The following is a 25,424-nucleotide window of genomic DNA, read 5'->3' on the forward strand; positions in this document are numbered from 1 at the left end:
CCCGGCGCTACTTGACCACTGTCAGCCGCGGCCGGCGAGGCCCACCGTCTCCTCGGGGCCCGTCGCCCCCGGGCCCGCCACCGCGACGGCTCAGCAGCTGCCGCACGGCCCGCACCGCGAGCACCGCCAGCAGCACGCACACCGCATCCCGCAGCAGCGCGTACCCCACGTCCCCGAACCCCAGCGACGTGTCGACGACCTTGTACAGCACCGCCCCGGTCAGACCGGTCAGCCCGGCCACTCCCGCGAGACGGCCCACCGCCGGGCCCCGACGGCGGAACCGGTCGCCGTGCCCGAGCCAGAATCCGGGCAGCCACCGGTCGAGCAGCACCGCGAACACGACCGCGGGGACGACCTGGGGCACCGCCTGCACGAAGGCGTGCAGCAGACCGTCGCCGGGGCCGGGGGCGAGCACCGCCATCACCGACAGCGCGATGACGTCGAGGTTGCGACGACCGTACCGGCCCTGCGCGACAAGCCAGAGCGCGCCGACCACGGCGGCCGGCCAGAACAGCGCGGAGCCGGCGAACGTGGCCAGCAGGTAGAGCGCGCCGAAGCCCGCTGTCCGGAGCGCGTATCGGGACAGGCTCACACTGCACCTCAGAAGGTAGGTGGAGCCTGTCTCTTCGGCACGCCGGGGGGCGGGTTGAGGATTAGTCGCGTACGCCTGAACCGCTCTTGACCGGCTCCCGCAGCTGCACCGCGGGCTTGGCCCGGGCCGCCTTCTCGCATTCCTCGCCGACGATCGTGAGGAAGCGGCGCTCCTTGCGGGTGCCCTTGGACGACCAGGCGCTCCCGACGCGGCGCCACCACGAGCGGGCCTCGGCGCCGGCGAACAGGTCCTCGAGGTTGAACCGCAGGGCTTTCTCGTCGAGCTGGCCGATGTGCCAGAGCGTGTTCCAGTGCGCCATCCACAGGCTCATGCCGATGGCGGTCTTGCGCTCGTCGGACGGGGGCCGTTCGGTGGCGTTGTAGTCGAGCTCGGGATGGTCGAGCATCAGCTTGATCAGCTCGAAGTGGCGCTCCCGGACATCGACGGCCTGAGCTGTGCGTGCCTGTTGTTGCTGCACCACGATGGCGATCGTGACGGCGAGCAGTGCGGCAATCGACACGACTGTTGGTAGATCGGTCATCATCACTCTCTGTTCCTTGTGCGCCGCTCCGGCCTGGGTCAGGGGGCCGCGTGCAGGAGGGCGCTGACGATCAGGGCGCGTGGTTTCCCGTTAGCTCTCACGTGGACGAATGCGTCGACAACGCAGTCTTCCACCGGGAGTACGTCAGCAGTTGCGATGTATTCCGTACCGGACAGAGGCCTGGCGCTGTCGCTCGCTCGGAGTATTGTCAGGGCCGCCGTGATGTGCATGCGCAGGTCACGCTGCTTAGGCCTCCGTGCGTAGAACCCTTCGTCCATGGGGAAACGATTGCCCATCGCGGCGATGAACGTACCTTCTGTCGCCGTGACCGCCGATAACGGCGAACACGAAGAACCCCTTAACTCCCCACAAGTCCGGACATAGCGCGGGCATGGTGGTCGCCGCCGAGCCAGGCCGAGACCCTGTCCCGTACGGGCTCCCGCAAGCCCCCGCGCCGCAGGCAGGGCCGCTCGCGGCCACCCCCGTGCGGCGTCTCCCGTGGTGATCGAGAACCACGCTCGGTCCGATCGAGGACAGCATCGACAGCAGTCCGTAAACCGAGAGGCGATCAGAAACAGTTCTCGTCGGGGTCGATCGCGGTCAGCACCCGGCCGCTGATCGCCGCCAGCTGCCTCACCTGGGCCCGCGTCAAAGGATCAAAGACATACCGCCGTACGGTCTCCACGTGGCCGGGCGCCGCCCGCCGGACCACCTCGAAACCGTCGTCGGTGAGCACCGCCAGCGTGTAGCGGCCGTCCTCCGGATCGGGCATGCGACGAATCCACCCGCGCTTCTCGAGCCGGCTCAGCACCTGGGACACCCGGGCCAGCGAGCCCTCGGCCATCTTGGCCAGCAGGCTGATCCGCATCGTGCGGCCTTCCGACTCGCTCAGCCCGGCCAGCACCTGGTATTCGAAGTTGCTCAGCCCGGCGTCGCGCTGCAGCTGGGCGTCGAGCGCCGGCATCAGCCGCATGATCATCGCGAGTGTGCGCAGCCACGTCCTCTGCTCGTCGTCGTCCAGCCAGCGCGGTTCGTGCGGGGTGTCCACGCGCCCAGCGTAACCCAGCCTGATCACTTGCATCCTTAAGTGCCCCGGCGCTACCGTCACTCAACGATTTAAGCGAACTCTTCGATAGGAACCGATATGAACGTCGTTCTCTGGATCATCGCAATCCTGCTCGCGGCGGCCTTCCTGGCCGCCGGCCTGATGAAGCTGCTGCAGCCCAGGACCAAGCTGATCTCGTCCGGGCTGGGCTGGGCCGAGGACTTCGGCGACGGCACGGTCAAGCTGATCGGCGCACTCGAGGTGCTCGCCGCGATCGGCCTGATCCTGCCGGCGGCGCTCGACATCGCGCCGATCCTCGTGCCGCTGGCCGCCACCGGCCTGGTGATCATCATGGCGGGCGCGATCGTGGTGCACGGCCGCCGCAAGGAGAACCAGATGATCATCGCGAACGTCGTCCTGCTGATCCTCGCGGCCGTCGTCGCGTGGGGCCGTTTCGGGCCCTACTCGTTCTGAGATTTGCAAGGGTCCAGGCCGAAATTTGCGGCCTGGACCGATCTCCGTACATGGATGTAACAAGGACGTAACGGAGGCTTGACCGGGCGCGACCACACCGAGCATGTTTGCGTTCACCGAAGACTCGTGGGACCTCTCCGCAAAGGACGAACAGCATGCGAACACGTCCTGCGCCGCCCAGTTCCCGCGGCCGCGACCACCAAGCCCCCGTCATCGGCGTGGTCGCGCAGAACACCACACTGTACGGACCCGCCAGCATGGTGCAGGCGATCGGCGACGCCAGCCTCGGCGCCGACCTGCCGGTCACGATCGGCCACGTCTCCGGCGCCGACACGGTGGCCGCGTCCCGCCGCCTCGTACGCCGTCTCACCGGTCAGGGCATCGCCGGCCTCATCGTGATCGCCCCGGTCGACGCGGCCGCCGAGATGCTCGAGGCGGTGCCCGCGGGCCTGCCGGTGGTGACAGTGGACGGCCCACCCGGCTGCCCGGCCCCCAACGTCTCGGTCGACCAGCACGCCGGCGGTGTCCTGGCCACGCGTCACCTGCTCGCCAACGGCCACCGTACGGTCTGGCACGTGGCCGGCCCCGAGCAGTGGCACGGCAGCCGCGCCCGTGAGGCCGGCTGGCGGGCCGCGCTGGACGAGGCCGGGGTGCAGGCTCCTCCGACCGTACGCGCCGACTGGTCGGCCGCGTCGGGCTACCGCTGCGGCAAGCTGCTGGCCGAGAACCCGGCGTGCACGGCCGTCTTCGCCGCCAACGACGACATCGCGCTCGGCGTCATGCGGGCGATGACCGAACGCGGCCGCCGCATCCCCGACGACGTGAGCGTGGTCGGCTTCGACGACGTGCCCGAGGCCGGCTACACGTACCCCGGCCTCACCACCGTCCGCCAGGAGTTCGCCGAGGTCGGCCGCGAGGCCTTGCGCCTGCTCCTCGCCCAGCTCGACTCGGGCCGCCACACCGCCGAGTCCGTACGCCTGGACCCTGTGCTCATGCCCCGCGGAACGGTGACCTCCCGTACGGCGTGACAAAGCACCGCCGGCCGTTAGAGTGGCGGGCATGGTCGAGCAGTGGTTGCTCGAGGGAGATCCCGCGGTCCGGTGGCGGGTGCTGCGGGATCTGAGCGGCGCGCCCGACGAGGTCGTTCGTGCGGAACGCGCTCGGGTCGCGACCGACGGGTGGGGCGCGCGTCTGCTCGCCCTGCAGCACGACAACGGCGGGTGGGGCGAGGGTAATTACTCGCCGAAATGGACGTCGACCACGTACACGCTGTTGCGGTTGATCTGGCTGGGTCTGCTGCCCGGCCATCCGGCGGCTCTGAAAGCGTGCGAACGGCTCTGGGAATGGCAGTCCCGGTGGCGTGCTCCGGAGACGTGCGTGGTGTCGATTCTCGTTCGCGTCACCAGTGACAGCGGTTATCCGGCCGGACGGCTCGACGAAATGGTCGCGCATCTGCTCGACCGGCAGCAGGACGACGGCGGGTGGAACTGCAGGAGCAAGACCGGCACCGACGTCCACGGCTCGTTCCACACCTCGATTCTGGCGCTCGAGGCCCTTTCCGCGTACGCGGCCAGGGGTGGACCGATCGACATGAGCGCGGCCGCGCACAGGGGACGTGACTTCTTCCTCAACCACCGGCTCTACCAGTCGCATCGCACCGGCGCGGTCGCGATCCCGGCGAGCACGAAGTTTCCCGCGTTCCCCGAATGGCACTTCGACGTCCTGCGCGGGCTCGAATACTTCCGGGCCGCCGGCGTGAAAGACGACAGGCTCGTGGACGCCGTACGAACAGTCCGGAATCGGCGACGTCCCGACGGCCGTTGGTCCACCTACTCCCCGTACGCGGGAAAGCAGTTCTTTGCCATTGAGCCGCCGGGCCCGAGCCGGTGGAACACTGCTCGGGCCCTGACGGTGCTGAAGTGGTGGGACGAAGCCGAAGCCCCGTCTCAGTCGTGAAACAGGCTCAGAAGCCGCGGGCCAGGCGGTAGTAGGCCTGGTTCCAGCGGACCTCCTTGGCGAACTCGCGGATCCGGGTGTTGTTGTCGATGACGAGCAGTTCCGTCGACAGCATTTCCGAGAGGTCGGCCAGTTCCTCCGAGCCGACCGCCGACGAGAGCACCGTGTGGTGGGGGCCGCCGGCGGTCAGCCACGCCTCGGTCGACGTCGAGAAGTCGGGGGCCGGCTTCCAGACCGCGCGCGCGACCGGCAGCTTCGGGAGCGGCTCCGAAGGCGGCACGACCTCGATCTCGTTGGCGACCAGGCGGAACCGCTCGCCCATGTCGGTCAGGCCCACGACGACCGCCGGGCCGGGGGCGGCGTCGAACACCATGCGCACGGGGTCTTCCCGCCCGCCGATGCCGAGGGGGTGGATCTCGAGGCGGGGCGTGCCGGCCGCGATCGACGGGCACACCTCGAGCATGTGGGCGCCGAGGATGCGCTCGTTGCCGGGGGTGAGGTCGTACGTGTAGTCCTCCATGAACGACGTGCCGCCCGGGGCCATCGACTTGAGCGTGTGCAGCAGCACCGACGTCTTCCAGTCGCCCTCGCCGCCGAAGCCGTAGCCGTCGGCCATCAGGCGCTGCACGGCGAGACCGGGCAGTTGCCGCAGCCCGCCGAGGTCCTCGAAGTTCGTGGTGAACGCCTTGAAGCCGCCCGCCTCGAGGAAACCACGCAGGCCCAGCTCGATCCGGGCCGCGTAGCGCAGCGACTCGTTGCGTTCGCCCTTGAGCACCGGGTCGATCTCGTACTGGTCCTCGTACTCGCCGATGACCTTGTCGATCTCGGCGTCCAGCACCTGGTCGACCACGGCGACAAGATCATTGACCCCGTACGTGTTGACGGAGACCCCGAAACGCAGCTGCGCCTCGACCTTGTCGCCCTCGGTGACGGCCACGTCCCGCATGTTGTCGCCGAACCGGGCCAGCCGCAGCGAGCGCATCGCCGCGTACCCGCGGGCCGCCCGCACCCACGTGTTGACCCGGGCGGCGACCCGCGGGTCGGAGACGTGCCCGGCCACGGTCTTGCGGGCCACGCCGAGGCGGGCCTCGATGTAGCCGAACTCGCGGTCGCCGTGGGCGGCCTGGTTCAGGTTCATGAAGTCCATGTCGATCGTCGCCCAGGGCAGGTCGACGTTGGCCTGGGTGTGCAGGTGCAGCAGCGGGGTACGCAGCGCGTCGAGCCCGCTGATCCACATCTTGGCCGGCGAGAACGTGTGCATCCACGCGATCACGCCGATCACGTCGGCGCGGGAGTTCGCCTCGTTGACCAGCGAGAGGATCGCCGAGGAGTCCGTGAGCACCGGCTTCCAGACGACCTTGACATCGAGACCGGCCTGCAACTTGTCCGAGATGTCGCGCGACTGTGAAGCGACCTGATCAAGGGTTTCGGGTCCGTACAGCCCCTGACTGCCGGTCAGGAACCAGACCTCGTGCTCGCTCATTGGTGTCCCTCCATCAGGGGTTGGCCGTAGACGTTCTGGTACCGGTCGAACAGCCGGTCCACGGCGGTTGCGGGCAGCCGGTCGACGGGACCGAGCTGTCGGGCCAGGTGCAGGGTGCGCGCGACGTCCTCGCACATGACCGCGGCCTTCACGGCGGCCTTCGCCGTCGGGCCGATCGTGAAGGGGCCGTGCTGACGCATCAGCACAGCCGGCGAACGGGAGCCGCGCAGCGTCTCGACGATGCCCCGGCCGATGTCGTCCGAGCCGATCAGCGCGAACGGCCCGACCGGGATGTCACCGCCGAACTCGTCGGCCATGGCGGTGATCGAGCACGGGATCGGCTCACCCCGGGCAGCCCACGCCGTCGCGTACGGGCTGTGGGTGTGCACCACCCCGTTGACCTCGGGCATGTGCCGATACACGTACGCGTGCGAAGCGGTGTCGCTGGACGGGCTGTGCTCGCCCTCGACCAGGTTGCCGTCGAGGTCGCAGACCACCATCGACTTCGGCGTCAGCGAGTCGTACTCGACCCCCGACGGCTTGATGACCAAAAGGTCCTCTCCCGGTACGCGGGCCGACACGTTCCCGGCCGTCCAGGTGACCAGCCCCCACCGGGTCAGGTGCCGGTGCAGGTCGCACACCTCGGCGCGGATGTCCTCGATCGTCATAGTGCCTCGTTCCGGATCTTGCGAAGGCGGTGAAGGGTCTCGTTGGGGCCCCGGCCGAAGTAGTCGTGCAGTTCGGAGTACTCGGCGTAGAGCTGGTCGTAGACGTCGGCGTCGGCCGCGCGGGGCTGGTAGACGTCGCGTTCGACCTTGCCCATCGCCTCGGCCGCGGCCGCCACGTCGGGGTACGCCCCGGCCGCCACCGCCGCGTGGATCGCCGAGCCCAACGCCGGCGCCTGCTCCGAGGAGGCCACGCTGAACGGCCGGCGCAGCACGTCGGCGTAGATCTGCATGACCAGCGGGTTGCGCTTGAGCCCACCGGCCGCGACGAGTTCGGTGACCGGAACACCGGCCGCCTCGAACGTCTCGACGATCTTCCGGGTCCCGTACGCGGTGGCCTCGATCAGGGCCTTGTAGATCTCGAACGGCCGGGTGGCCAGGGTCAGTCCCGCGATCACGCCGGAGAGGTGATGGTCGACCAGCACCGACCGGTTGCCGCTCTGCCAGTCCAGAGCGACCAGCCCGTGCCCGCCGGTCGGCTGCTCGGCGGCCTGCCGGGACAGCTCGTCGTGTCCCTGCCCGAGGCTGTCGACGTACCACCCGAAGATGTCGCCGACCCCGCTCTGCCCGGCCTCGTAGCCGTAGAGCCCGGCCAGGATGCCGCCGTCGACGACGCCGCAGATGCCGGGGACGGCCTTCAGCTCCTCGGCGTTCATCACGTGACAGGTGGACGTTCCCATCACCAGCAGCATCTGGCCGGGCCCGACGGCGCGCGCGGCCGGCGAGGTCACGTGCGCGTCCACGTTGCCGATCGCGACCGCGATGCCCTCGGGCAGCCCGGTCCACGCGGCGGCCTGCGCGGTCAGCCCGCCGGCCCGCTCGCCCAGCGCCGAGATCGGGTGGGCCAGCCGGGTGTCGGCGAAGTCGGCGAACTCCGGGTTGAGCTCGGCCAGGTAGTCCTTGCTCGGGTACTGCCCGTCCTGGTGGATGCCCTTGTACCCGGCCGTGCAGGCGTTGCGGGTCTCGCGGCCGCACAGCTGCCAGATGATCCAGTCGGCGGCCTCGATCCAGCGCTCGGTCCGCGCGTAGACCTCCGGGTCCTCCTCGAGCAACTGCAGCGCCTTGGCGAACTGCCACTCCGAGGAGATCTTGCCGCCGTACCGGTCGATCCACGGCTCGCCGCGGCGATGGGCCAGCTCGTTGATCCGGTCCGCCTGCGGTTGCGCCGCATGGTGTTTCCAGAGCTTCACGTACGCGTGCGGACGGCCGCTGAACTCGTCGAGCCGGCACAGCGGGGTGCCGTCGGTGAGGGCCGGCAGCACGGTGCACGCCGTGAAGTCGGTCGCGATGCCGATGACCTCCGACGGGTCGACGCCGGCCGCCGCGACCGCCTCGGGCACCGCCGTACGCAGCACGTCGAGGTAGTCCTCGGGGTCCTGCAGCGCCCAGTCGGGTTTGAGCGGCTGCCCGGTGGCCGGCAGCGTGCGCTCGATGACGCCGTGCCGGTACTCGTGCACCGCTGTGCCGACCTCGGCGCCGTCGGAGACCCGGACGACCACGGCGCGGCCGGAGAGGGTGCCGTAGTCGACCCCGATCGCGTACTGGGGCATCTATTTGGCCTTTCTCGTGACGAGGCGCTGCAGGACGATGAAGGCGAAGAGCAGGATGCCGACCACGATCCGGGTCCACCACGAGTTCAGGTCCCCCTGGAACGTGATGATCGTCTGGATGAGGCCGAGCACCAGCACGCCGAGCACCGTGCCCAGCACGTATCCGGAGCCGCCGGTCAGCAGCACGCCGCCGATGACCACCGCGGCGATCGCGTCGAGCTCGAGTCCCTGCCCGTGCAGGCTGTAGCCGGACGACGTGTAGAAGCTGTAGAGCACGCCGCCGAGCGAGGCGCAGAAGCCGCTGAAGGTGTAGACGGCGATCCGCGTACGGCCGACGGGAAGCCCCATCAGCAGGGCGGAGTCGGCGTTGCCACCCACCGCGTAGATGTTGCGCCCGAACCTGGTCCAGGCCAGCACGATCGCCGCGATCACGACGACGACCACGGCGATCACCACGTTGAGCGAGATGAAGACGCCGTCGTCGAACCGGAAGCGCTTCTGGGCCATCTGGGTCCAGAACTCGTTCGTGATCGGGATCGAGTTACGGTTGATCAGCAGGGACAGGCCGCGGGCCAGGAACATCCCGGCCAGCGTGGCGATGAACGGCTCCACCTTGAAGAAGTGGATGACGCAGCCCATGCCGAGGCCCATCACCGTGCCGATGAGCAGCGCCAGCGGCAGCACGACTCCCGCCGGCCAACCGGCCTCGAGGAGCGTGGCGGCGACCGTGGTGGTCAGGGCGATCACGGCGCCCACCGACAGGTCGATGCCGCCGGTCAGGATCACGTACGTCATGCCGACCGCGACGACCAGCAGGAACGCGTTGTCGACGAAGACGTTCAGGATCACCTGGGTGTCGCTGAAGCCGTCGTAGTTGTAGACGCCGACCGAGTACATGACGACCAGCAGGGCCAGGGTGGCCAGCACCGGGATGTGCCGGGCGTTGGGCCGGTACGTCCGCCGGGTCCCGAAGATCGGCCGGTTGCGCTGCGGCGCCGGCGGGGTGGTCACGTCGATCATGCCGGGACCGTCCTTTTCGCGGAGAACCGACCGAACACCTTGGCACGGAACGTCGCCGACTGGGCCAGGCAGAGGATGATCACGACGACCGCCTTGAACAGCAGCGTCGTCTCGACCGGGACGCCGACGCTGACCGCGGTGATGTCGAGCGTGGTGATGATGACCGCGCCGAGCACGCTGCCCGCGATCGAGAACCGCCCACCGGTCAGCGCCGTGCCGCCGAGCACCACGGCCAGGATCGCGTTGAGCTCGATCAGGTTGCCGGCCGCGTTGCTGTCCGCGCTGGACACGTCGGAGCTGTAGATCAGCCCGGCCACACCGGCGAACGCGGCGGCGAAGACGTACACCATGATCGTGATGCGCCGCGCCCGGATGCCGGCCAGGCGGCTCGCCGTGGGGCTGCCACCGACCGACTCCAGGAGCAGGCCCAACGCCGTACGGCGGGTCAGGGCCACGGTCAGCGCCACCGCGGCCGCCGCGATCAGGAAACTGACCGGCAACGACAGGAAGTAGCCGGCGCCGATCACGCGGTAGGGCGCCGAGTGCACGTTGAGGATCTGCCCGTCGGTGATCAACTGGGCCACGCCGCGGCCGGCCACCATGAGGATCAGCGTCGCGATGATCGGCTGGATCCCCAGCACTGCCACCAGGAACCCGTTCCACAGGCCGAAGACCAGGCAGAGCGCGATCGCCAGGCCGACCACCAGCAGCACCGGGCCGACGGCGTCGGGGTTGCTCAGGTCGCCGATCAGCAGGCAGGCCAGCGCGCCCGAGATCGCCATCACCGAGCCCACCGACAGGTCGATTCCGCCGGTCGAGATGACCAGCGTCATGCCGAGCGCCACCAGCACGAGCGGAGCGCTGCGGCGCAAGATGTCGATCAGCGAGCCGTAGAGGTGCCCGTCCTGCAGCGTGATCGTGAAAAAGTTGTTCGAGAAGATCAGGTTGCTGGCCAGCAGCACCACCAGGACGGCGATGGGCCAGAACAGCCGGTGTCTGAGCAGGGTCGTCATGAGGTGGCTCCGCTGGTTCCCGATGCGATCGCCCCGCCGGCGCCGGATGCGATCGTCTGCATGATGCGGTCGGCGTCGACGTCCTCGCCGTTGGTCAGCTCCTCCACGAGCCGCCGGTCGCGCAGCACCTCGATCTTGTGGCTGAGCCGGAGGACCTCCTCGAGCTCGGCGCTGACGAACAGCACAGCCATGCCACCGTCGGCCAGCTGCGCCACCAGCCGCTGGATCTCGGCCTTGGCGCCGACGTCGATGCCCCGGGTCGGCTCGTCAATGATCAGCAGCCGTGGTTCGGTGATCAGCCACCGGGCGAGCAGCACCTTCTGCTGGTTGCCGCCGCTGAGGTTGCGGACGAGACGCTCGGGATCGGCCGGGCGGATCTGCAGTGCCTTGATGTACTTGTCGACCAGCTCGTCCTGGCGGCGCCGCGGGATCGGACGGGTCCAGCCGCGGGCGGCCTGCAGGGCGAGGATGATGTTCTCGCGGACGGTCAGCTCGCCGATGATGCCCTCGGTGCGCCGGTTCTCGCTGGAGAACGCGATACCCTTGGTCATGGCGTCGCGCGGGCTGTGGAACTTGGCCGGTTTGCCGTCGACCTCCAGCTCGCCGTGGTCGGGGCGGTCGGCGCCGAACAGCAGCCGCGCCAGCTCCGTACGCCCGGAGCCCAGCAGCCCGGCCAGACCGACGACCTCCCCCGCGTGGATCGTCAGGTCGAAGGGCGCGATGGAACCCGTACGGCCCAGGCCCTTGGCCTCGATGACGGGCGCGCCCTGGGCCGGCGCCTCCTTGGCCTGCTCCTCGATCTGCTCCAAAGTTTCGAGCTCCTTGCCGATCATCTTGCTGACCAGTTGCATCTGCGGCAGCTCGGCGGTGCGGTACTCGCCGATCAGGCCGCCGTTGCGCAGCACGGTCATCCGGTCGGCGATCTCGTAGACCTGGTCGAGGAAGTGGCTGACGAACAGGATCGCCACGTTCTGGTCGCGGAGCCGGCGCATGATCGCGAACAGCCGCTCGACCTCGCCGGCGTCCAGGCTGGAGGTCGGCTCGTCCAGGATCAGGATCTTCGACTCGATCTCGACGGCCCGCGCGATCGCCACCATCTGCTGGATGGCCAGCGAGTAGCTGTCGAGCTGCGCGGAGACGTCGAGGTCGAGGTCGAGCCGGGCCAGCAGGGCCGAGGCGCGCTTGCGCATCTCCGACCACTGGATGCGCCCGAACTTGCGGGGCTCGCGCCCGATGAAGATGTTCTCCGCCACCGACAGGTTCGGGCAGAGGTTGACCTCCTGATAAACAGTGCTGATGCCGGCCTGCTGAGCCTGGAGCGGGCCGGTGAACCGCACCCGCTCGCCGGCCAGCTCGATCTCGCCGCCGTCGATGTCGTACACGCCGGTCAGCACCTTGATCAGCGTCGACTTGCCGGCGCCGTTCTCACCCATGAGGGCGTGGATCTCGCCCGGTAACAGCCGGAAGTCGACGCCGTCCAACGCGACGACGCCGGGGAAGACCTTTCTGATGCCGGTCATCTGCAGGACCATGTGCGCTCCGTTCGATGGTGGGCCGCCGCTTCAGCGACGGCCCACCGGGCGGGACTCAGTACTTGCGGTCGGGCAGTGCCGCCTTGGCCTGCTCGGGGGTGAAGGTGGTCTCCTCGGTGAGCACCCGCTGCGGGATGGTCTCGCCGTTGTTGACCTTCTTGACCAGGTCCATCAGCTGTGGGCCGAGCAGCGGGCTGCACTCGACGATGAAGTTGATCTTGCCCTCGGACAGAGCGGTCATGCCGTCCTTGACCGCGTCCACGGTGATGATCTTGATGTCGGTCCCGGGCTTCTTGCCGGCCGCCTCGATCGCCTCGATCGCGCCCAGGCCCATGTCGTCGTTGTGCGCGTAGAGCACGTCGATCTTCGGCTGCGACTTGAGGAACGTCTCCATCACGGCCTTGCCGTCGGTGCGGGTGAACTGGCCGGTCTGCGAGGCCACGACCTTGAACTTGGTGTCGGCCTTGATGACGTCGGCGAAGCCGCTCTTGCGGTCGTTGGCCGGCGCGGCGCCCGGCGTGCCCTGCAGCTCGACGATGTTGACCGGCTCGCTCTTGCCCTCGTACTCCTTGACCAGCCACTCGCCGGCCTTCTTGCCCTCCTCGACGAAGTCCGAGCCGATGAAGGACTTGTAGAGCGAGGTGTCCGGGTCGTCGATCGCGCGGTCGGTCAGGATCACCGGGATGCCGGCGTCCTTGGCCTCCTTGAGCACGGTGCTCCAGCCCGACTCGACCACCGGAGAGAACGCGATGACGTCGACCCGCTGCGTGATGAAGCTGCGGATCGCCTTGATCTGGTTCTCCTGCTTACCCTGGGCGTCGGAGAACTTCAGGTCGATGCCCGCACTCGCGGCCGACTCCTGAATCGACTTGGTGTTCGCCGTACGCCAGCCGCTCTCCGCGCCGACCTGTGAGAACCCGAGGGTGATCTTGTCGTCCCCGCCGCCGCCGCTGTTGCCGGAACCGGCGTCGTCACCGCCGCAGCCGGCCAGTGTCGATGCGAGCAGGAGCCCGCCGGCCACCGCGATCGAAAGTCTTCTGAGCACTGGAATCCTCCACAATTCGGGGGTGCTTCATGTTAACGTTCACAGGGTGAGTCGCGGCGCCTCGGGGGGCCGGCTCAGAGTCTCAGTGGTGCTGGTGGTGCTAGCCGTGCTCGCCTTGTTCGTCGCGGCGAGTCGCTGTGAGCTCACTCTCAGGACCCGCGTTCCGGAAGTGTTACCGTTCTCAACACGCGAGTCAAGGCCTCGCTGCCGGTTTGTTACCGACAGATTGCCGCTTCCCACTTGGTGCAGGAAGACCTTGGTGGGATCGATGGACACGGGCCACCCTCGCCTTACACTGTGCGCGCTCACATCGGAGGTCGTCTTTGCCATCGAGAAAGCCCGCCACCGACGGGGTGGACCGGCCCCGCCTCAGCGTCATGCGGGACGTCGCCAAGCTGGCCGGCGTGTCGCACCAGACCGTCTCCCGCGTGCTGAACAACCACCCCAACGTGCGCGAGGAGACCCGGGCCCGCGTGCTCGACGCGATGCGGTCGCTCAACTACCGCCGCAACCTCGCCGCCCGCACCCTGGTCACGAGGCAGTCGGACACGCTGGGCATCATCGGCTTCGAGACCACCCTGTTCGGCCCCGCGTCCATGCTGTACGGCATCGAGAGCGCGGCCCGCGACGCCGGATACATGGTGAGCATCGCCTCCGTCCGGGATCTGGACCGCCGCCAGGTGCTCGAGGCGGTCGACCGGCTGACCCAGCACTCGGTCGACGGGGTCATCGCCATCGCCCCCAAGCAGTCGGTGAACCATGCCCTGGCCCAGGCGCCGCCGTCCTTGCAGTGCGTGGCGGTCGGGGGCGCCGGCGAGTCGGACGCGGCCCCCACTGTCTCGATCGACAACGCACTGGGCGCCCGCCTGGCCACCCAGCACCTGCTCGACCTTGGGCACGTCACGGTGCACCACGCGGCCGGCCCGCCCGACTGGCCCGAATCAGCCGAACGCATCGAAGGCTGGCGCCGGACCCTGTACGCCGCCGGCGCCGTGGTGCCCCCGGTGGAACACGGCTGGTGGGACGCCGAGTCGGGTTACGCGCAGGGCCGGGCGCTGGCCCGCGACCCCGCCGTCACGGCCGTGTTCTGCGCCAACGACCGGATAGCGCTGGGCGTGCTGCGAGCACTGCACGAGGCCGGCAAGCGCGTGCCGGCCGACGTGAGCGTGGTCGGCTTCGACGACATGCCCGACTCGGGGTTCCTCGTCCCCCCGCTGACCACCGTCCACCAGGACTTCGGCGAACTGGGCCGGCGCAGCCTGGCCCTGCTGCTGGAACACATGACCCACTCCCCCGTGGCCGAGACGGCCCCGCCCGACCACGTTCTCGTCGCTCCACAGTTGGTGGTCCGGGCGAGCAGCGGCCCCCGTCCCGTGCGATAGCGACTACCCGAAAGCCTGATTCGCTTCCGCGCGCCCGGCGGCTTAGCTTGGGACGCGGGAGGGATCACCACATGCCGGTCAGCATCACGTCCTCGGACGACGCCAGCCTCGACAGTCTCGCGCGCTGGCTGGAGGACGACAGTTTCGACATCGCGCGCCGTTCGTCCGGCAGCAGGCCCGGAGCCCAGGGCCCCCTGGATGTCGTCGACGTGATCCTCAGCAACGCGACGGCCATCGCCTCGCTGCTGGTCTCGTTCGCCGCCTGGCGCAACGCCAAGCACCACGAGCGGGAACCCCGGTTCACGTTCCGCCGCGGCGACGTCGAGCTGAGCATCGACGACCCGACCGACCAGGAGATCGAGCGGGTGATCGCGGCCCTGTCCGGTGAGGAGTCGTGAACCTGCCGAACCCGGCACGATCCCGAGCTGTCCTGATCGGAGCGGCTCACTATCAGAGCATGGACGACCTGCCCGCGGTGTCGGCCAACCTCACCAGGCTCGCCGCGCTCCTCAGGGATCCCGAGGTCTGGGGGCTGCCCGAGGCCAACGTGGTGGTCGTGTCCGACCCGGACTCCCCCGGCACTGCCCTGGACGAGATCCGGCGGGCCGCCGTCGAGGCCCACGACACGCTGCTGGTGTACTACGCCGGGCACGGCCTGCTGGACGGCAACGACAACCTGCTGCTCGCCCTGTCCGCGACCGACGCGAAGAGGCCGTACACGGCGATCCGCTTCGACGACGTACGGGTCCAGGTGCGCGGCGCCAACCGCCGCTCGGCCAAGGTCATCATTCTCGACTGCTGTTACAGCGCCCGAGCCATCGCGGGCGGCATGGGAGCGGGTGGCAGCGACGCCGACGACCTGAAGCGGCACGCCGCCGTCGACGGCACCTACCTGATGGCGGCGGCGGCCGAGACCAAGATCGCGGTGGCACCGCCCGGCGAGCCCTACACGGCGTTCACCGGTGAGCTGATCAAGGTGCTGGAGAACGGCATCGAGGGCTCCCCGGAACTGATCAGCGTGGACCAGATCTTCTGGCAGGTCCGCGGCGAGCTCGAGGCCAAGGGCCGGCCACGTCCCGAGCAGGGCACCCGCAACGAGGGCGCCACCATCGTGCTGAGCCGCAACCGCAGCCGGCGGCGACGAGAACCGGCCGTAGCTCCCTCGCGGGTGGCGCCGGTGGCTCCGGTCGACCTACCGGCGTCCAACGCCGCTCTGATCGCCGAGGCCCGGCGACGCGGCGACACCGCGGACGAACTGCTCCGTACGGCCGGGGCGGTGAAACCCGATCAGGAGGTGGCCGGGCTCGTCCTGCGGCTGAACAGCCGGGAGGCGGCGGCGGTGCTCGACGGCGCCGCCACCCGCCCGCTGCCCGAGATCCAGGGCATCCTCGATCTGCTGCTGACCGTCGAGGCCGACAGCACGGTCGACCTCTTCCTGCGGCGGATCGCCGCCGGATCCCCGCAGCGCACGGTCGAGCTCGCGGCTGCGCTGGCCGGGGCGGACGCCGCCCGCAGCGCCGCGCTGCTGAGCTACGCGGTCGCCGTCGCCGCCGGCGGGCGCCCGCATCAGGTCATCGACCTGGTGGCCGGCCTGTCCCGCCGCGGGATGAAGGACGCCGCCGACGCCGTCGTCGCCGAGGCGGTGATCCGGCTCCGCGGGGCTGACGCCGCCGAGGTCGCCGATGCGCTGCGCGAGGCGGGCCGCGACCCGGACGCGGCCCGCCTGTACGCGACCGCTCTGCCCGAGGTCGCCCGGCGCGCCCCCGAGCAGATCGCCATCGTCGCCGCCGGGCTGGTGGCCCAAGGGCTCACACGCGCCGCGGCGGAGCTGGTGATCCGGGCCGCGGAGGAGGACGAGACGGCCCCGGCGCGGGCCCGGCTCCTGGTCGCACTGGCCGCCGACCCGGCCCTGGCCGAGCTGCGATCCGGGCTGATCGCCACGCTCGGCGCGGGCCTGGACCGGACGAGCCTGCTCAGCCTGGCGGACCTGCTCGGCGGCCACGGCAGCGACCCGGTCGAGATCTACATCGCGGCGGCCGCCCCCGCGTCGATCGACGAGTTCCTCGAACTCCTCAAGGACCTTCTCGACAGGGACCGGTTACGCGACGTCTTCCGCCTGGTCGAATGGGCCGCCGCCGGCCGCGCCGGCGAAGACCTGGCGCGTCTCGCCGCCTGGTTCCCCCCGCCCTACCGGGCCGGGCTGCTGCGGCGGATGCTGACCGGAATCCCCAGCGTCCCGCCGACGTCGATGATCACTTTCTATCTCCGGGTACGGTCGGTCGATGACGGTCTCGCCGGCCTGGTCGAGCAGGAGTGGGCTGCCCGGCCGCCGGCCGAGTTGCTGAGCCTGGCCGCCGAGCTGGCGCGCCGGGGCGAGGTCCACTCGGCCGCCCAGCTGCTGAGGGAACGTGTCGACGCCGACGCGTTCGCCGGCCTCGCCGACGTCGATCGGGCCGCCCTGATCACCGCCCTCAAGGACGCGCCGGCCCTGAACGGCCCGCTGGTCGGTCTCGTGGTGGAACAGCTCGAGACGAGCGACTCGTCCGGCTGGGCCCTGACCGCCCTGCCGCCGGAGGTGATCAACGCCGTGGTGCGCGCCGTCGACGACCAGGCGCTCGCCAGGTACCTGATCGCACGCCCGGCGCCGGAGATTGTCGCGGTGTTGAACGCGGTCTCGCGAGAGGCCGGCGCCCAGAAGCTGTCCCGGATCCTGGGCCCGCTCGCGGAAGGCAGCGTCGACCTCGTCGTTGCCCTGCTGACAGAGATGCATCGAGGCAGCCGGCCGGCGCTGGCTCTCGAGCTCGCCGATCGGTACCGTTCGGCGGCCTCCCCCGCCGATGCCGCCGCGGTCAGCTCACGCCTGCAGCTCGCGGGCATCGACGACGGCCGCCGTCGCGTCCTTCTCGGCCCGCTGTGGCTGCCGGCCGAGGAGGCCGGCGACCCGGTGGCCGTCGCCGTCGCCGACTACCTCCACGACGTACAGCTCCGCGGCGAGGTGTGGCGTTATCCGATCGACCCCGCGGTGCTGCGGGACGTGGCCGGGGACGGCCTGCTGCTGCGGGGCGAGACCTGCCTGCTGGTGTGGCAGTGGGCCATCATGCCCCGGCGGGAACGCATCGTGTTCACCACGACGAGGGTTCAGCCCTGGCGGGGACAGGGCATCGCCTACCGCGACATCCACCGGGCCACGGTGGACAACTTCGACCTCCGGGTGAGCTCGGCGCACGGCCGGTTGACGTGGACCCTGAACTCGGCGTTCCTGGCGCCGAGTCTGCGCGACGTCCTGAACAGCATCCGCGACCTGGTCGGCGAGGCCACCCAGGCGCCCGCCTGACGCCGCGCGTCGTCTTCGCTGTTATCGTTCACAGCGAGCGGCCTGTCGATCCGGCCGTACTCCCGCGTCCCTTGCCGGGAACGCTCCCACGGTGAACGACGACAGGATTCCGGTGGCGTGGAGCACCCGCACGTCACGGAGGGCTGAAGTGAAGGGATATCCTGCCCGCAACCAGTGGATGCGGGGTACGGGTGAGCGTGAAGCGCGGACGGCCGCCGGGCATGATGGACGTCGCCCGGCTCGCGGGGGTGTCGCACCAGACCGTGTCCCGGGTACTCAACGAGCACAAGAACGTCAGCGAGCAGACCCGCCTGAAGGTCAGGGCGGCGATCGCCGAGCTCGGCTACCGGCCCAACCGTACGGCTCGGGCCCTGGTCACCGGCACGTCGAAGGTGATCGGCGTGGTCGCGCCCAACACCGCGCTGTACGGGCCGTCGTCGATGCTCACGGCGTTCGAGCAGGCCGCGCAGGAAAGCGGTTTCGCGGTCAACGTGGGCAGCGTGCGCAGCCTCAACGAGCGCTCGATCGCCGACGCCGTGGAACGCCACCTCGACCAGCGCGTGGCCGGCCTGGTGGTGATCGCCCCCGTGGTCAGCGCCGGCCCGGCCCTGGCCCGTCTCCCCGAGGACGTCCCGCTGGTCACGATCGACGGCGACCCGGAACGCGCGAGCACCCTCGTGACAGTCGACCAGGTCGCGGGCGCCCGTGCCGCGACGGAACACCTGCTGGCCGCGGGCCACCCGACGGTCTGGCACATCTCCGGCCCGGCCGACTGGTTCGACGCCGCGGGCCGGGTGCGGGGCTGGCAGGAAGCCCTCAAGGCAGCCGGCGCCGAACAGCCGCCCCAGCTGACCGGCGACTGGAGCGCCGAATCCGGCTACCGCAACGGCAAGCTGCTGGCCCGCCTGCCCGAGGTGACAGCCGTCTTCACGGCGAACGACCACATCGCCCTGGGCCTGCTGCGAGCGCTGGGCGAACACGGCCGCCGTGTCCCCGAAGAGATCAGCATCGTCGGTTTCGACGACGTGCCGCAGGCGGCCTACTACACACCGCCCCTGACCACTGTGCGCCCCGACTTCGACGCCGTCGCCACGGCCGGCGTCGAACTGCTGCTGGAACAGATCGAATCCGGCACCCCCGGCTCCAGCGCCCGCCGCACGATAGCCCCCACCCTGATCACCCGCGACAGCGTGGCTCCCCCACCCACCCGCTGACTCGACTCAAACCGCGGAAGCCGACGGCCGCCACACCGCGCCCGCGCTGAAGCCCGGGCGCGCTTCGCCGCGCCCCAGAAACAAGCGCCGCCCGGCGCCCGCCGGGCCGCAGCAGCTCGGGGCCGGGCAGCAGGGCCGACGCGGGAGCTCTCCCTCGATTCCCGCACGAACGTGCCCGATCTGCACAGCGATGCAAGTGGGTACTCACGTCCACAGCAGCAACCGGATTCCGAGCCCTTGGCACGACCGCATGGTCGACCTCGCCCGTGGGAGCCGAGGAAGACGATTCTGCGATCAACGGCACACCGGCGCCACCGATGGAGGCGGATCGATGCCCGGCTCGGCAATTTCCTCGAATGCCTGGTTTTCGGCCGTCGTGATCTGTTAGCGTTAACAGGTCTCACTGCAGGTTTCTCGTAGGCCTGTGGCGCTGACATCGGAAGAGAGGACCCGGTCGGGGCCATCAAGGGGAGGATGGCCCCGCTGGGCCGGTCCTGAGCACGTTCTCAGGAAGTTTCACTCGCGCGGCCGGCATCTCCCGGACAACCGGCCGACCGCCCGGGGAACCCTGCGGGCACGCGACGCAGGATGAGCAGGTCAACAGCGCACGGACCGCCCAGCCAGGCAGAGCTTGACGGCGATCTGCAGGCAAGCAGGGCGGAAACGCTGGAGGCGACCGCCCGTCAGAAACCCTCAGCCAGCCGTGGCCTACCGTGCCGTACGGGATGCCCCGCCGATCCCCGTCCGGCCGGCGTGGTGGACGGACACACCGCCGGCCGCCCTGCCCGGAACTGCTGACGCTGACTCGCGAGACCTACGCCCCGCCGGGAGACTGCATGACTGACGTGACGATCCGCCCGATGGCGCCGGCCGACGCCGAGGCGGTGCTCGCCCTCTATCAGGCCGGGCTCGACGGCGGGAACGCCAGCTTCGAGATCACCGCGCCGACGTGGGAGGCGTTCGACGCCGGCCGTCTGGACGAGCACCGATTCGTGGCGACCGGCGAGCGGGACGAGGTGCTGGGCTGGGTCGCCGTCACACCGGTCTCGGCCCGTCCGGTCTACGCGGGCGTCGTCGAGCATTCGGTCTACGTCTCCCCCGCCGCTCAGGGCCGGGGCGTCGGGCGTGCGCTGCTCGAGGCACTGATCGACTCGACCGAGCGCGCCGGCATCTGGACGATCCAGTCCGGCGTCTTCCCCGAGAACACGGCCAGCCTCGCGCTTCATCGCGCTTGCGGCTTCCGTACGGTGGGAATCCGCTCCCGGCTGGGCAAGCACGGCGACCGTTGGCGCGACGTTGTGCTGCTGGAACGTCGCAGCCCCGACCGGGAGTCGCCGATCGCCGCCTTCTGGGGCACGGCCGGTTCGCTCTCCCCTGACGAGGTGGTCGCCACGATGGACGGCTTGGCGGGCGAGGATGCGGCGGGGCTGTTCGAACGGGCCTCCGCGCGCGACTTCGCCGGCCGGGAGGCGGAGGCCGAGCCGCTGTACCGGGCGGCGCTGGCGGCGGGCCTGCAGGACGACCTCCGGCCCCAAGCCGTGATCCAGCTGGCCAGCACGCTGCGTAACCTGGGCCGCGCCGCCGAGGCGGTCACCCTGCTCACCGAGGCCGGCGGTCTCGGGGCGTACGAGGATGAGCGGTTGGCCTTTCTCGCGCTCGCCCTCGTGGACGCCGGCGACGAGAAACGCGCAACCGCCTTGGCCGTCCGCGCCCTGGCCGCGCACGCCCCGCACTACGGTCGCGCCCTCACGGCGTACGCGAATGGCATGTTGTAAGGGTCAGGCGGCCAGGGCGGCGTACCGGCCACCCACGTCGACCAGGGAATCGTGGGTGCCGTTCTCGAGGATGCGGCCGTGGTCGACCACCGCGATCTGGTCGGCGTTGCGGACCGTGGACAGCCGGTGGGCGATGGTGACCGTCGTGCGGCCGCGCGCCAGCTCGTCGAAGGCCCGCTGCACAGCCCGTTCCGTCTCGTTGTCGAGCGCGCTGGTCGCCTCGTCCAGTATGAGGATCCGCGGGTCACGCAGCAGGGTGCGGGCGATGGCGATGCGCTGCTTCTCGCCGCCGGAGAAGCGGTGGCCGCGGGAGCCGACCGTGGTGTCGTAGCCGTCGGGCAGGGCGGCGATCACGTCGTGGATCTGCGCGGCGCGGGCGGCCGCTTCGATCTCGGCGTCGGTGGCTTCCGGCTTGGCGTGCCGCAGGTTCTCGCGCACGCTCGTGTGCAGCAGGTATGTCTCCTGCGAGACGACGCCGACGATCGACGACAACGTCTCCAGCGACAGGTCGCGCAGGTCGACGCCGTCGATCGTGACGCGCCCGGCGGTGGGGTCGTAGAGCCGGGCGATCAGCGCGGCGATCGTGCTCTTGCCCGAGCCGGTCTCACCGACGAGAGCGAGCGACGACCCGGCGGGCACGTCCAGGGTCACCCCGGCCACGGCGGCGGCGTTGCTTCCCGCGTACGAGAATGTGACGTCCTCGAACCGCAAGTGGCCGCGCGGAGCCTTCAGGGGCACCGGGCGGGCCGGCTCGTCGACGTCGATCGGCAGGTCGAGGTATTCGAAGATGCGCGCGAACAGCGCCAGCGAGGTGGTGACCGTGACACCGACGTTGAGCAGCGACATCAGCGGCCGGAACAGCCCGGACTGCAGGGCGGTGAACGCGACGAGCGTGCCGATGCTCATCGACCCGGACGTGATCGGCAGGCCGGCGGCGAGGTAGATGACCGCGGGGATGGCGGCGAACACGATGCTCATCGACGCCATCCGCCAGCGGCCGGCCAGTTCGGAGCGCAGCTCGAGGTCGATGAGCCGGCTCGACGAGGCGGTGAAGCGCTCGACCTGGGCCGGGCCGGTGCCCATGGTCTTGGTCAGCTGCACGCCGCCGATCGACAGGCCCTCCTCGATGATGACGTTGAGGTCGGCCAGTTCGCGCTGGCGTTGTGCGGTGATGGCCCGGCGCATGCTCGCCACCCGGCGGGTGAGCCAGATCGACGGCGGCAGCACGAGCAGCGACACCAGTGACAACTGCCAGGACAGCGCGGCCATGGCGACCGCGGTGGCGACGACGGTGGTGAGGTTCGAGGCGATCGAGGTGGCGGTGGAGGTGACGACCGATTCCATGCCGCCGATGTCGTTGGTGATGCGCGACTGCACCTCGCCGGTGCGGGTGCGGGTGAAGAACGCGATCGACTGGCGTTGCAGGTGACGGAAGACGTCGGTGCGCAGTCTGTGCATGACGCGCTGGCCGATCGTGGTCGAGATCCACGTCTGCACGACGCCGAGCGCGGAGGTCACGGCGGCGACGGCGACCATGCCGATCACCAGCCAGACCAGGAGCTGGACGTTCCGTTCGGGCAGCGCGGTGTCGATCACCTCGCGCAGCAGGAACGGACTGGCCATGCCGACGATCGACGAGGCCACGATGGTGAGGACCACAACGCTCAGCGGGCGGCGGTGGTCGGTGAACAGGGCGCCGATGCGGCGCAGCGAGACGTTCCTCGCCTGCGCGATCTCGGCGGCGGTGGGTTTCTTGCTTCCCAAGTGCGGACCTTCTTTCCCGTACACGATGACAATGCTGAGGTTACCTCAACATGAGGGAACAACAGAAGTCCCTGGTACGGTATTCCGGTGCACTCGGTCGACGACGACGGCCTGGCCGACGAGTTCTTCTCCGTGTCCCGCCGCCTGCGCCGCCGCACCCGCGAGGCACTGCAGCCGTGGGAGCTCTCCCCGTCGCTGGGCCGGGCGGTCAGCGTGCTCTCCCGCTACGGCGACATGCGCCCCGGCGCGCTGGCCGAACGTCTGCGCATCGCCCCCCGCTCGGCCACCGAGGTGGTCGACGACCTGCAACGCCTCGGCCTGGCCGTACGCCGCCCCGACCCGGCCGACCGGCGCGCCGTGCTGGTCACGCTGACCGACGAGGGAGAGCGGGTCAGCCGCGACATCCATGCCGCCCGCCGCGAGGCCGGCGAACAGTTCTTCGCGACCCTCTCCGCCGCCGACCGCGCCGAACTGACCCGCCTGCTCCGCAAACTCCGCGACGACAACGACTGACGGACGACGCGCCGTGAGAGAGGCTTCCGGAGCTGCCGGCGCAGCCCGACGATCAAGCTTCGGCCGCGCGGAAGGTTCGACGGTACGCCAGGGGGGCGACGCCAACGGCGGCGTGCAGGTGCTGGCGCAGTGAAGTGGCAGTGGCAAATCCCGCCCGGGCGGCTACCTGATCGATGCCCAGATCGGTCTCTTCCAGGAGTTCGCGGGCACGTACGACGCGCTGACGCGTGAGCCACCGCCCAGGACTGTCGCCGGTCTCCTCGTGGAATCGCCGCGTGAAGGTGCGTCGGCTCATTTGGGCGTACGTGGCCAGGTCCGCCAGTGTCAGCGGGCGGTCCAGGTTTTCCAGCGCCCACTGCCTGGTGGCTGAGGTGGACATGTCTGGCTGCGTTGGCACGGGGCGCTCGATGTACTGAGCCTGGCCCCCGTTGCGCCACGCCGGGGTCACGCACCTGCGGGCGACCTGGTTTGCCAGCGAACTCCCGTGATCCGAGCGCAGCACATGCAGACAGAGGTCGATCCCGGCGGCAGTGCCGGCAGAGGTCAGCACGTCTCCGTCATCGACGAAGAGAACGCTGGGGTCGAGACGCACCCGGGGAAACCAGCGGCTGAACTGATCCGCCAGGAGCCAGTGCGTGGTGGCGGGCCTGCCGTCGAGGAGCCCGGCGGCGGCGAGGACGAAGGCGCCGGTGCAGATCGACATCACCCGAGTGCCGGGAGCCACGAGGGAGATCGCCTCGGCGAGGGCAGGATCCAAGGTGGGCGTGGCGCGACGGGGATCGAAGGCGGGAACCACAATCGTGTCCGCCTTGCCGATCAAGCTCCTGACCGACTACTACGCCGCCTACGGGGAGGGAGGCGCAGAGGGACTGGCGCGCATGTCCGCCTTCTACGCGCCGAACAAGACGCATTACATGGCCGGCAACTCGGAGCTGGCTGGAGAGTCCCGCAGCCCCGAGGAGTCCCTGCAGGCGATGAAGCGACTACAGGAGCTCAGCGGTGGCAATGTCTCGTTCGTCGGCCCGCCTGCGATCCTCCTCGCGGGCGACGCCGTCGTGGTGCTTCTCGTCCAGGAAAGGCATGCACGACCGGGCAAGCCTGAACTGATCGTCCCGCGCCTCTACCTCTACGAAATCGCCGACGGCAAGTTCACCAAGTCGTTCGCATGGCAGATCGAGTCGGAGGCCTTCGACAACTACTACCCGCGCTCCGCTCAGCAGCCCCCGGCCCACACCGCCTGACCGGGAGAGGCATCGTCGGTTCCTGGACGATGCCTCAGCGGCGCAGCTGGGTGTAGGCGGTCAGGAACGCCGTTGCGCCGGTGATGGTGAAGGTGCCGATCAGCAGCTGCGCCGGCACGTCCACACCGGCCACTCGGATCAGCACGGCGAGCAGCAGCAACGCCGCCAGGCAGACGCCGAAGGCGACCCGCGCGACATGTTGCAGAACCGGCGGATCGGAGGCGCCGCGAAGACCACCGGCGGGGATTCGCAGCGACTCGGCGAACTCGTCGGCGACGCGTACGAGGGAATCGGCGTCGCGGATGTGCCGTTCGGCCGCGCTCAGGCGGCGCAGCTCGGCCAGCGCGCGCGGGTGCCCGGGCGAGAGGCGCAGAGCACGGGTGTACGCCTCACGAGCGCTGAGCGGACGGCCCACGGCGAACAAGGCCATCCCGTACGTGACCTGCACGTCGGCGTCGTAGTGGGCGATCTCGGCGGCGGCCTCGAGCACGAGGACGGCTTCGGTGGTGCGTGCGGCGGCCAGCAGGGCACGGCCGTGGCGTTCGGCGAGGCGGGGGTGGCCAGGTTCCTCGTCCGAGGCGGCGGCCGCAGCGGTGACGGCGAGATCGTGCCGGCCGAGCGCGGTGTAGGCGGCGCTCACCCAGAACAGCTCCTCGATGCCGTGCGGGTGCAGGTTCAAGGCCGTACGGGCGGCCTCGAGCGCCTCGGCGTGCGCGCCCAGGGCCATCCGGGCGCGGGCCATCAGCAGCCATGCGACGCCGTTGCCGGGTTCGGCGCCCACGACGGGTGCCAGGAGGGTCGCGGCCTGGCCGGCTTGACCGTTCGAGAGCAGGTCACCGGCACGGTCGAGGAGGTTTTCGCTCTGCACGCCGTGGTGATCGGCCGCGTGGGGCGCGGGCAGCGGTTCGCCGCGGGTGCGTTCGGGTTGCCGGAAATCCTCAACCGCGGCGGCGCCGGTGCCGATCGTGTGGTTGCCAACGAGGAGCAACCCCATTCCCCGGAAGCGGAGGGACAGATCATGACGATCGGGCCGACCCACTGGATGTCGCACATCAGCCTCGTCCACCTGCACACGGATGTGCAGCGACTGCGAACGGACTTCGTATCCGGCGCCGATCAGCGGACCATCGCGGCCGACCGCGCCGCCGTGCAGGACAGCCGCCGCGTGATCAACACGCATCGGTCGGCCCTCATCGACGTCACCGTCTGAGCCCGTACGGCGGTC

General features: G+C 70.0%; 24 protein-coding genes and 1 pseudogene. 12 read left to right on the plus strand and 13 right to left on the minus strand.

Features of this window, described 5'->3' with window-relative positions:
• Window positions 1-7: 7 nt before the first annotated feature.
• The 3 genes from C8E87_RS38975 to C8E87_RS38985 all read right to left on the minus strand — a co-directional run bounded on the left by C8E87_RS38975 (window position 8) and on the right by C8E87_RS38985 (window position 2,181).
• Window positions 8-592, minus strand: coding sequence for a hypothetical protein (locus C8E87_RS38975; protein WP_133878372.1), 585 nt, complete (start codon window positions 590-592; stop codon window positions 8-10).
• 61 nt (window positions 593-653) lie between these two features.
• A complete protein-coding gene (locus C8E87_RS38980) occupies window positions 654-1,133 on the minus strand; it encodes a DUF6082 family protein (protein ID WP_133878373.1) in 480 nt (159 codons plus the stop codon).
• Between the two features lie 568 nt (window positions 1,134-1,701).
• Window positions 1,702-2,181 carry a MarR family winged helix-turn-helix transcriptional regulator gene (locus C8E87_RS38985; protein ID WP_239080070.1) on the minus strand — a complete coding sequence of 160 codons (480 nt, stop codon included), beginning with the start codon at window positions 2,179-2,181 and terminating at the stop codon, window positions 1,702-1,704.
• A gap of 96 nt (window positions 2,182-2,277) precedes the next feature.
• Between C8E87_RS38985 and C8E87_RS38990 the strand changes: the two genes are divergently transcribed.
• From C8E87_RS38990 to C8E87_RS39000, 3 genes are all read left to right on the plus strand, one after another.
• Entirely contained in the window at window positions 2,278-2,652 is a 375-nt protein-coding gene (locus C8E87_RS38990) for a DoxX family protein (RefSeq protein ID WP_133878375.1), read from the plus strand.
• A 155-nt stretch (window positions 2,653-2,807) separates the two neighbouring features.
• Complete coding sequence (locus C8E87_RS38995) at window positions 2,808-3,680, plus strand: substrate-binding domain-containing protein (protein ID WP_133878376.1); 873 nt, start codon at window positions 2,808-2,810, stop codon at window positions 3,678-3,680.
• 31 nt (window positions 3,681-3,711) lie between these two features.
• Entirely contained in the window at window positions 3,712-4,608 is an 897-nt protein-coding gene (locus C8E87_RS39000) for a hypothetical protein (protein ID WP_133878377.1), read from the plus strand.
• A 7-nt stretch (window positions 4,609-4,615) separates the two neighbouring features.
• Here C8E87_RS39000 and araA read toward each other — a convergent pair whose 3' ends face one another.
• The 7 genes from araA to C8E87_RS39035 are packed head-to-tail and all read right to left on the minus strand — an operon-like array spanning window position 4,616 to window position 12,976.
• On the minus strand, window positions 4,616-6,091 hold the full coding sequence (araA, locus tag C8E87_RS39005) for an L-arabinose isomerase (protein WP_133878378.1): 1,476 nt from the start codon (window positions 6,089-6,091) through the stop codon (window positions 4,616-4,618).
• Window positions 6,088-6,759, minus strand: a complete 672-nt coding sequence (locus tag C8E87_RS39010; protein WP_133878379.1) for an L-ribulose-5-phosphate 4-epimerase — start codon at window positions 6,757-6,759, stop codon at window positions 6,088-6,090. Before C8E87_RS39010 ends, araA begins: the two co-directional genes overlap by 4 nt.
• Window positions 6,756-8,366 (minus strand): ribulokinase, encoded by a 1,611-nt coding sequence (araB, locus tag C8E87_RS39015; RefSeq protein WP_133878380.1) that lies wholly within the window; start codon window positions 8,364-8,366, stop codon window positions 6,756-6,758. The genes C8E87_RS39010 and araB overlap by 4 nt, the downstream gene beginning before the upstream one ends.
• Complete coding sequence (gene yjfF / locus C8E87_RS39020; RefSeq protein WP_133878381.1) at window positions 8,367-9,386, minus strand: galactofuranose ABC transporter, permease protein YjfF; 1,020 nt, start codon at window positions 9,384-9,386, stop codon at window positions 8,367-8,369.
• Complete coding sequence (locus C8E87_RS39025; RefSeq protein ID WP_133878382.1) at window positions 9,383-10,399, minus strand: ABC transporter permease; 1,017 nt, start codon at window positions 10,397-10,399, stop codon at window positions 9,383-9,385. Before C8E87_RS39025 ends, yjfF begins: the two co-directional genes overlap by 4 nt.
• Window positions 10,396-11,931 (minus strand): sugar ABC transporter ATP-binding protein, encoded by a 1,536-nt coding sequence (locus C8E87_RS39030; RefSeq protein ID WP_133878383.1) that lies wholly within the window; start codon window positions 11,929-11,931, stop codon window positions 10,396-10,398. The genes C8E87_RS39025 and C8E87_RS39030 overlap by 4 nt, the downstream gene beginning before the upstream one ends.
• 55 nt (window positions 11,932-11,986) lie before the next feature.
• Window positions 11,987-12,976 (minus strand): ABC transporter substrate-binding protein, encoded by a 990-nt coding sequence (locus C8E87_RS39035; RefSeq protein WP_133878384.1) that lies wholly within the window; start codon window positions 12,974-12,976, stop codon window positions 11,987-11,989.
• 377 nt (window positions 12,977-13,353) lie between these two features.
• Between C8E87_RS39035 and C8E87_RS39040 the strand changes: the two genes are divergently transcribed.
• The 6 genes and pseudogenes from C8E87_RS39040 to C8E87_RS44785 all read left to right on the plus strand — a co-directional run bounded on the left by C8E87_RS39040 (window position 13,354) and on the right by C8E87_RS44785 (window position 20,681).
• Window positions 13,354-14,358, plus strand: coding sequence for a LacI family DNA-binding transcriptional regulator (locus C8E87_RS39040; RefSeq protein ID WP_133879226.1), 1,005 nt, complete (start codon window positions 13,354-13,356; stop codon window positions 14,356-14,358).
• A gap of 71 nt (window positions 14,359-14,429) precedes the next feature.
• The gene (locus tag C8E87_RS39045) at window positions 14,430-14,756 is read left to right on the plus strand and encodes an effector-associated constant component EACC1 (RefSeq protein ID WP_133878385.1); all 327 of its coding nucleotides are present in this window, start codon (window positions 14,430-14,432) and stop codon (window positions 14,754-14,756) included.
• Window positions 14,753-17,692: a caspase, EACC1-associated type gene (locus C8E87_RS46555; RefSeq protein WP_275409025.1), complete on the plus strand. Its 2,940-nt coding sequence runs from the start codon at window positions 14,753-14,755 to the stop codon at window positions 17,690-17,692. The genes C8E87_RS39045 and C8E87_RS46555 overlap by 4 nt, the downstream gene beginning before the upstream one ends.
• A 221-nt stretch (window positions 17,693-17,913) precedes the next feature.
• Window positions 17,914-18,906 carry a LacI family DNA-binding transcriptional regulator gene (locus C8E87_RS39055; protein WP_133879227.1) on the plus strand — a complete coding sequence of 331 codons (993 nt, stop codon included), beginning with the start codon at window positions 17,914-17,916 and terminating at the stop codon, window positions 18,904-18,906.
• 836 nt (window positions 18,907-19,742) lie between these two features.
• A pseudogene (locus C8E87_RS44780) lies at window positions 19,743-20,228 on the plus strand (GNAT family N-acetyltransferase); the annotation flags it as partial.
• Between the two features lie 72 nt (window positions 20,229-20,300).
• Window positions 20,301-20,681: a tetratricopeptide repeat protein gene (locus C8E87_RS44785; protein ID WP_203720552.1), complete on the plus strand. Its 381-nt coding sequence runs from the start codon at window positions 20,301-20,303 to the stop codon at window positions 20,679-20,681.
• Between the two features lie 3 nt (window positions 20,682-20,684).
• Here C8E87_RS44785 and C8E87_RS39065 read toward each other — a convergent pair whose 3' ends face one another.
• Window positions 20,685-22,445 (minus strand): ABC transporter ATP-binding protein, encoded by a 1,761-nt coding sequence (locus tag C8E87_RS39065; protein WP_166661424.1) that lies wholly within the window; start codon window positions 22,443-22,445, stop codon window positions 20,685-20,687.
• 87 nt (window positions 22,446-22,532) lie between these two features.
• Here C8E87_RS39065 and C8E87_RS39070 point away from each other — a divergent pair, with 87 nt between their 5' ends.
• A complete protein-coding gene (locus tag C8E87_RS39070; protein ID WP_133878389.1) occupies window positions 22,533-22,958 on the plus strand; it encodes a MarR family winged helix-turn-helix transcriptional regulator in 426 nt (141 codons plus the stop codon).
• Window positions 22,959-23,010: 52 nt separating this feature from the next.
• Here C8E87_RS39070 and C8E87_RS39075 read toward each other — a convergent pair whose 3' ends face one another.
• A complete protein-coding gene (locus C8E87_RS39075; RefSeq protein WP_133878390.1) occupies window positions 23,011-23,778 on the minus strand; it encodes a GlxA family transcriptional regulator in 768 nt (255 codons plus the stop codon).
• Between C8E87_RS39075 and C8E87_RS39080 the strand changes: the two genes are divergently transcribed.
• Window positions 23,768-24,199: a nuclear transport factor 2-like protein gene (locus tag C8E87_RS39080; RefSeq protein ID WP_133878391.1), complete on the plus strand. Its 432-nt coding sequence runs from the start codon at window positions 23,768-23,770 to the stop codon at window positions 24,197-24,199. The two genes, C8E87_RS39075 and C8E87_RS39080, sit on opposite strands and share 11 nt — an antisense overlap.
• A gap of 34 nt (window positions 24,200-24,233) precedes the next feature.
• Here C8E87_RS39080 and C8E87_RS39085 read toward each other — a convergent pair whose 3' ends face one another.
• Window positions 24,234-25,067 carry a tetratricopeptide repeat protein gene (locus C8E87_RS39085; RefSeq protein ID WP_166661425.1) on the minus strand — a complete coding sequence of 278 codons (834 nt, stop codon included), beginning with the start codon at window positions 25,065-25,067 and terminating at the stop codon, window positions 24,234-24,236.
• 3 nt (window positions 25,068-25,070) lie between these two features.
• Between C8E87_RS39085 and C8E87_RS44055 the strand changes: the two genes are divergently transcribed.
• Window positions 25,071-25,409 carry a hypothetical protein gene (locus tag C8E87_RS44055; protein ID WP_166661426.1) on the plus strand — a complete coding sequence of 113 codons (339 nt, stop codon included), beginning with the start codon at window positions 25,071-25,073 and terminating at the stop codon, window positions 25,407-25,409.
• Window positions 25,410-25,424 lie beyond the last annotated feature (15 nt).

It is taken from the genome of Paractinoplanes brasiliensis (assembly GCF_004362215.1).
GTDB lineage: Bacteria > Actinomycetota > Actinomycetes > Mycobacteriales > Micromonosporaceae > Actinoplanes > Actinoplanes brasiliensis.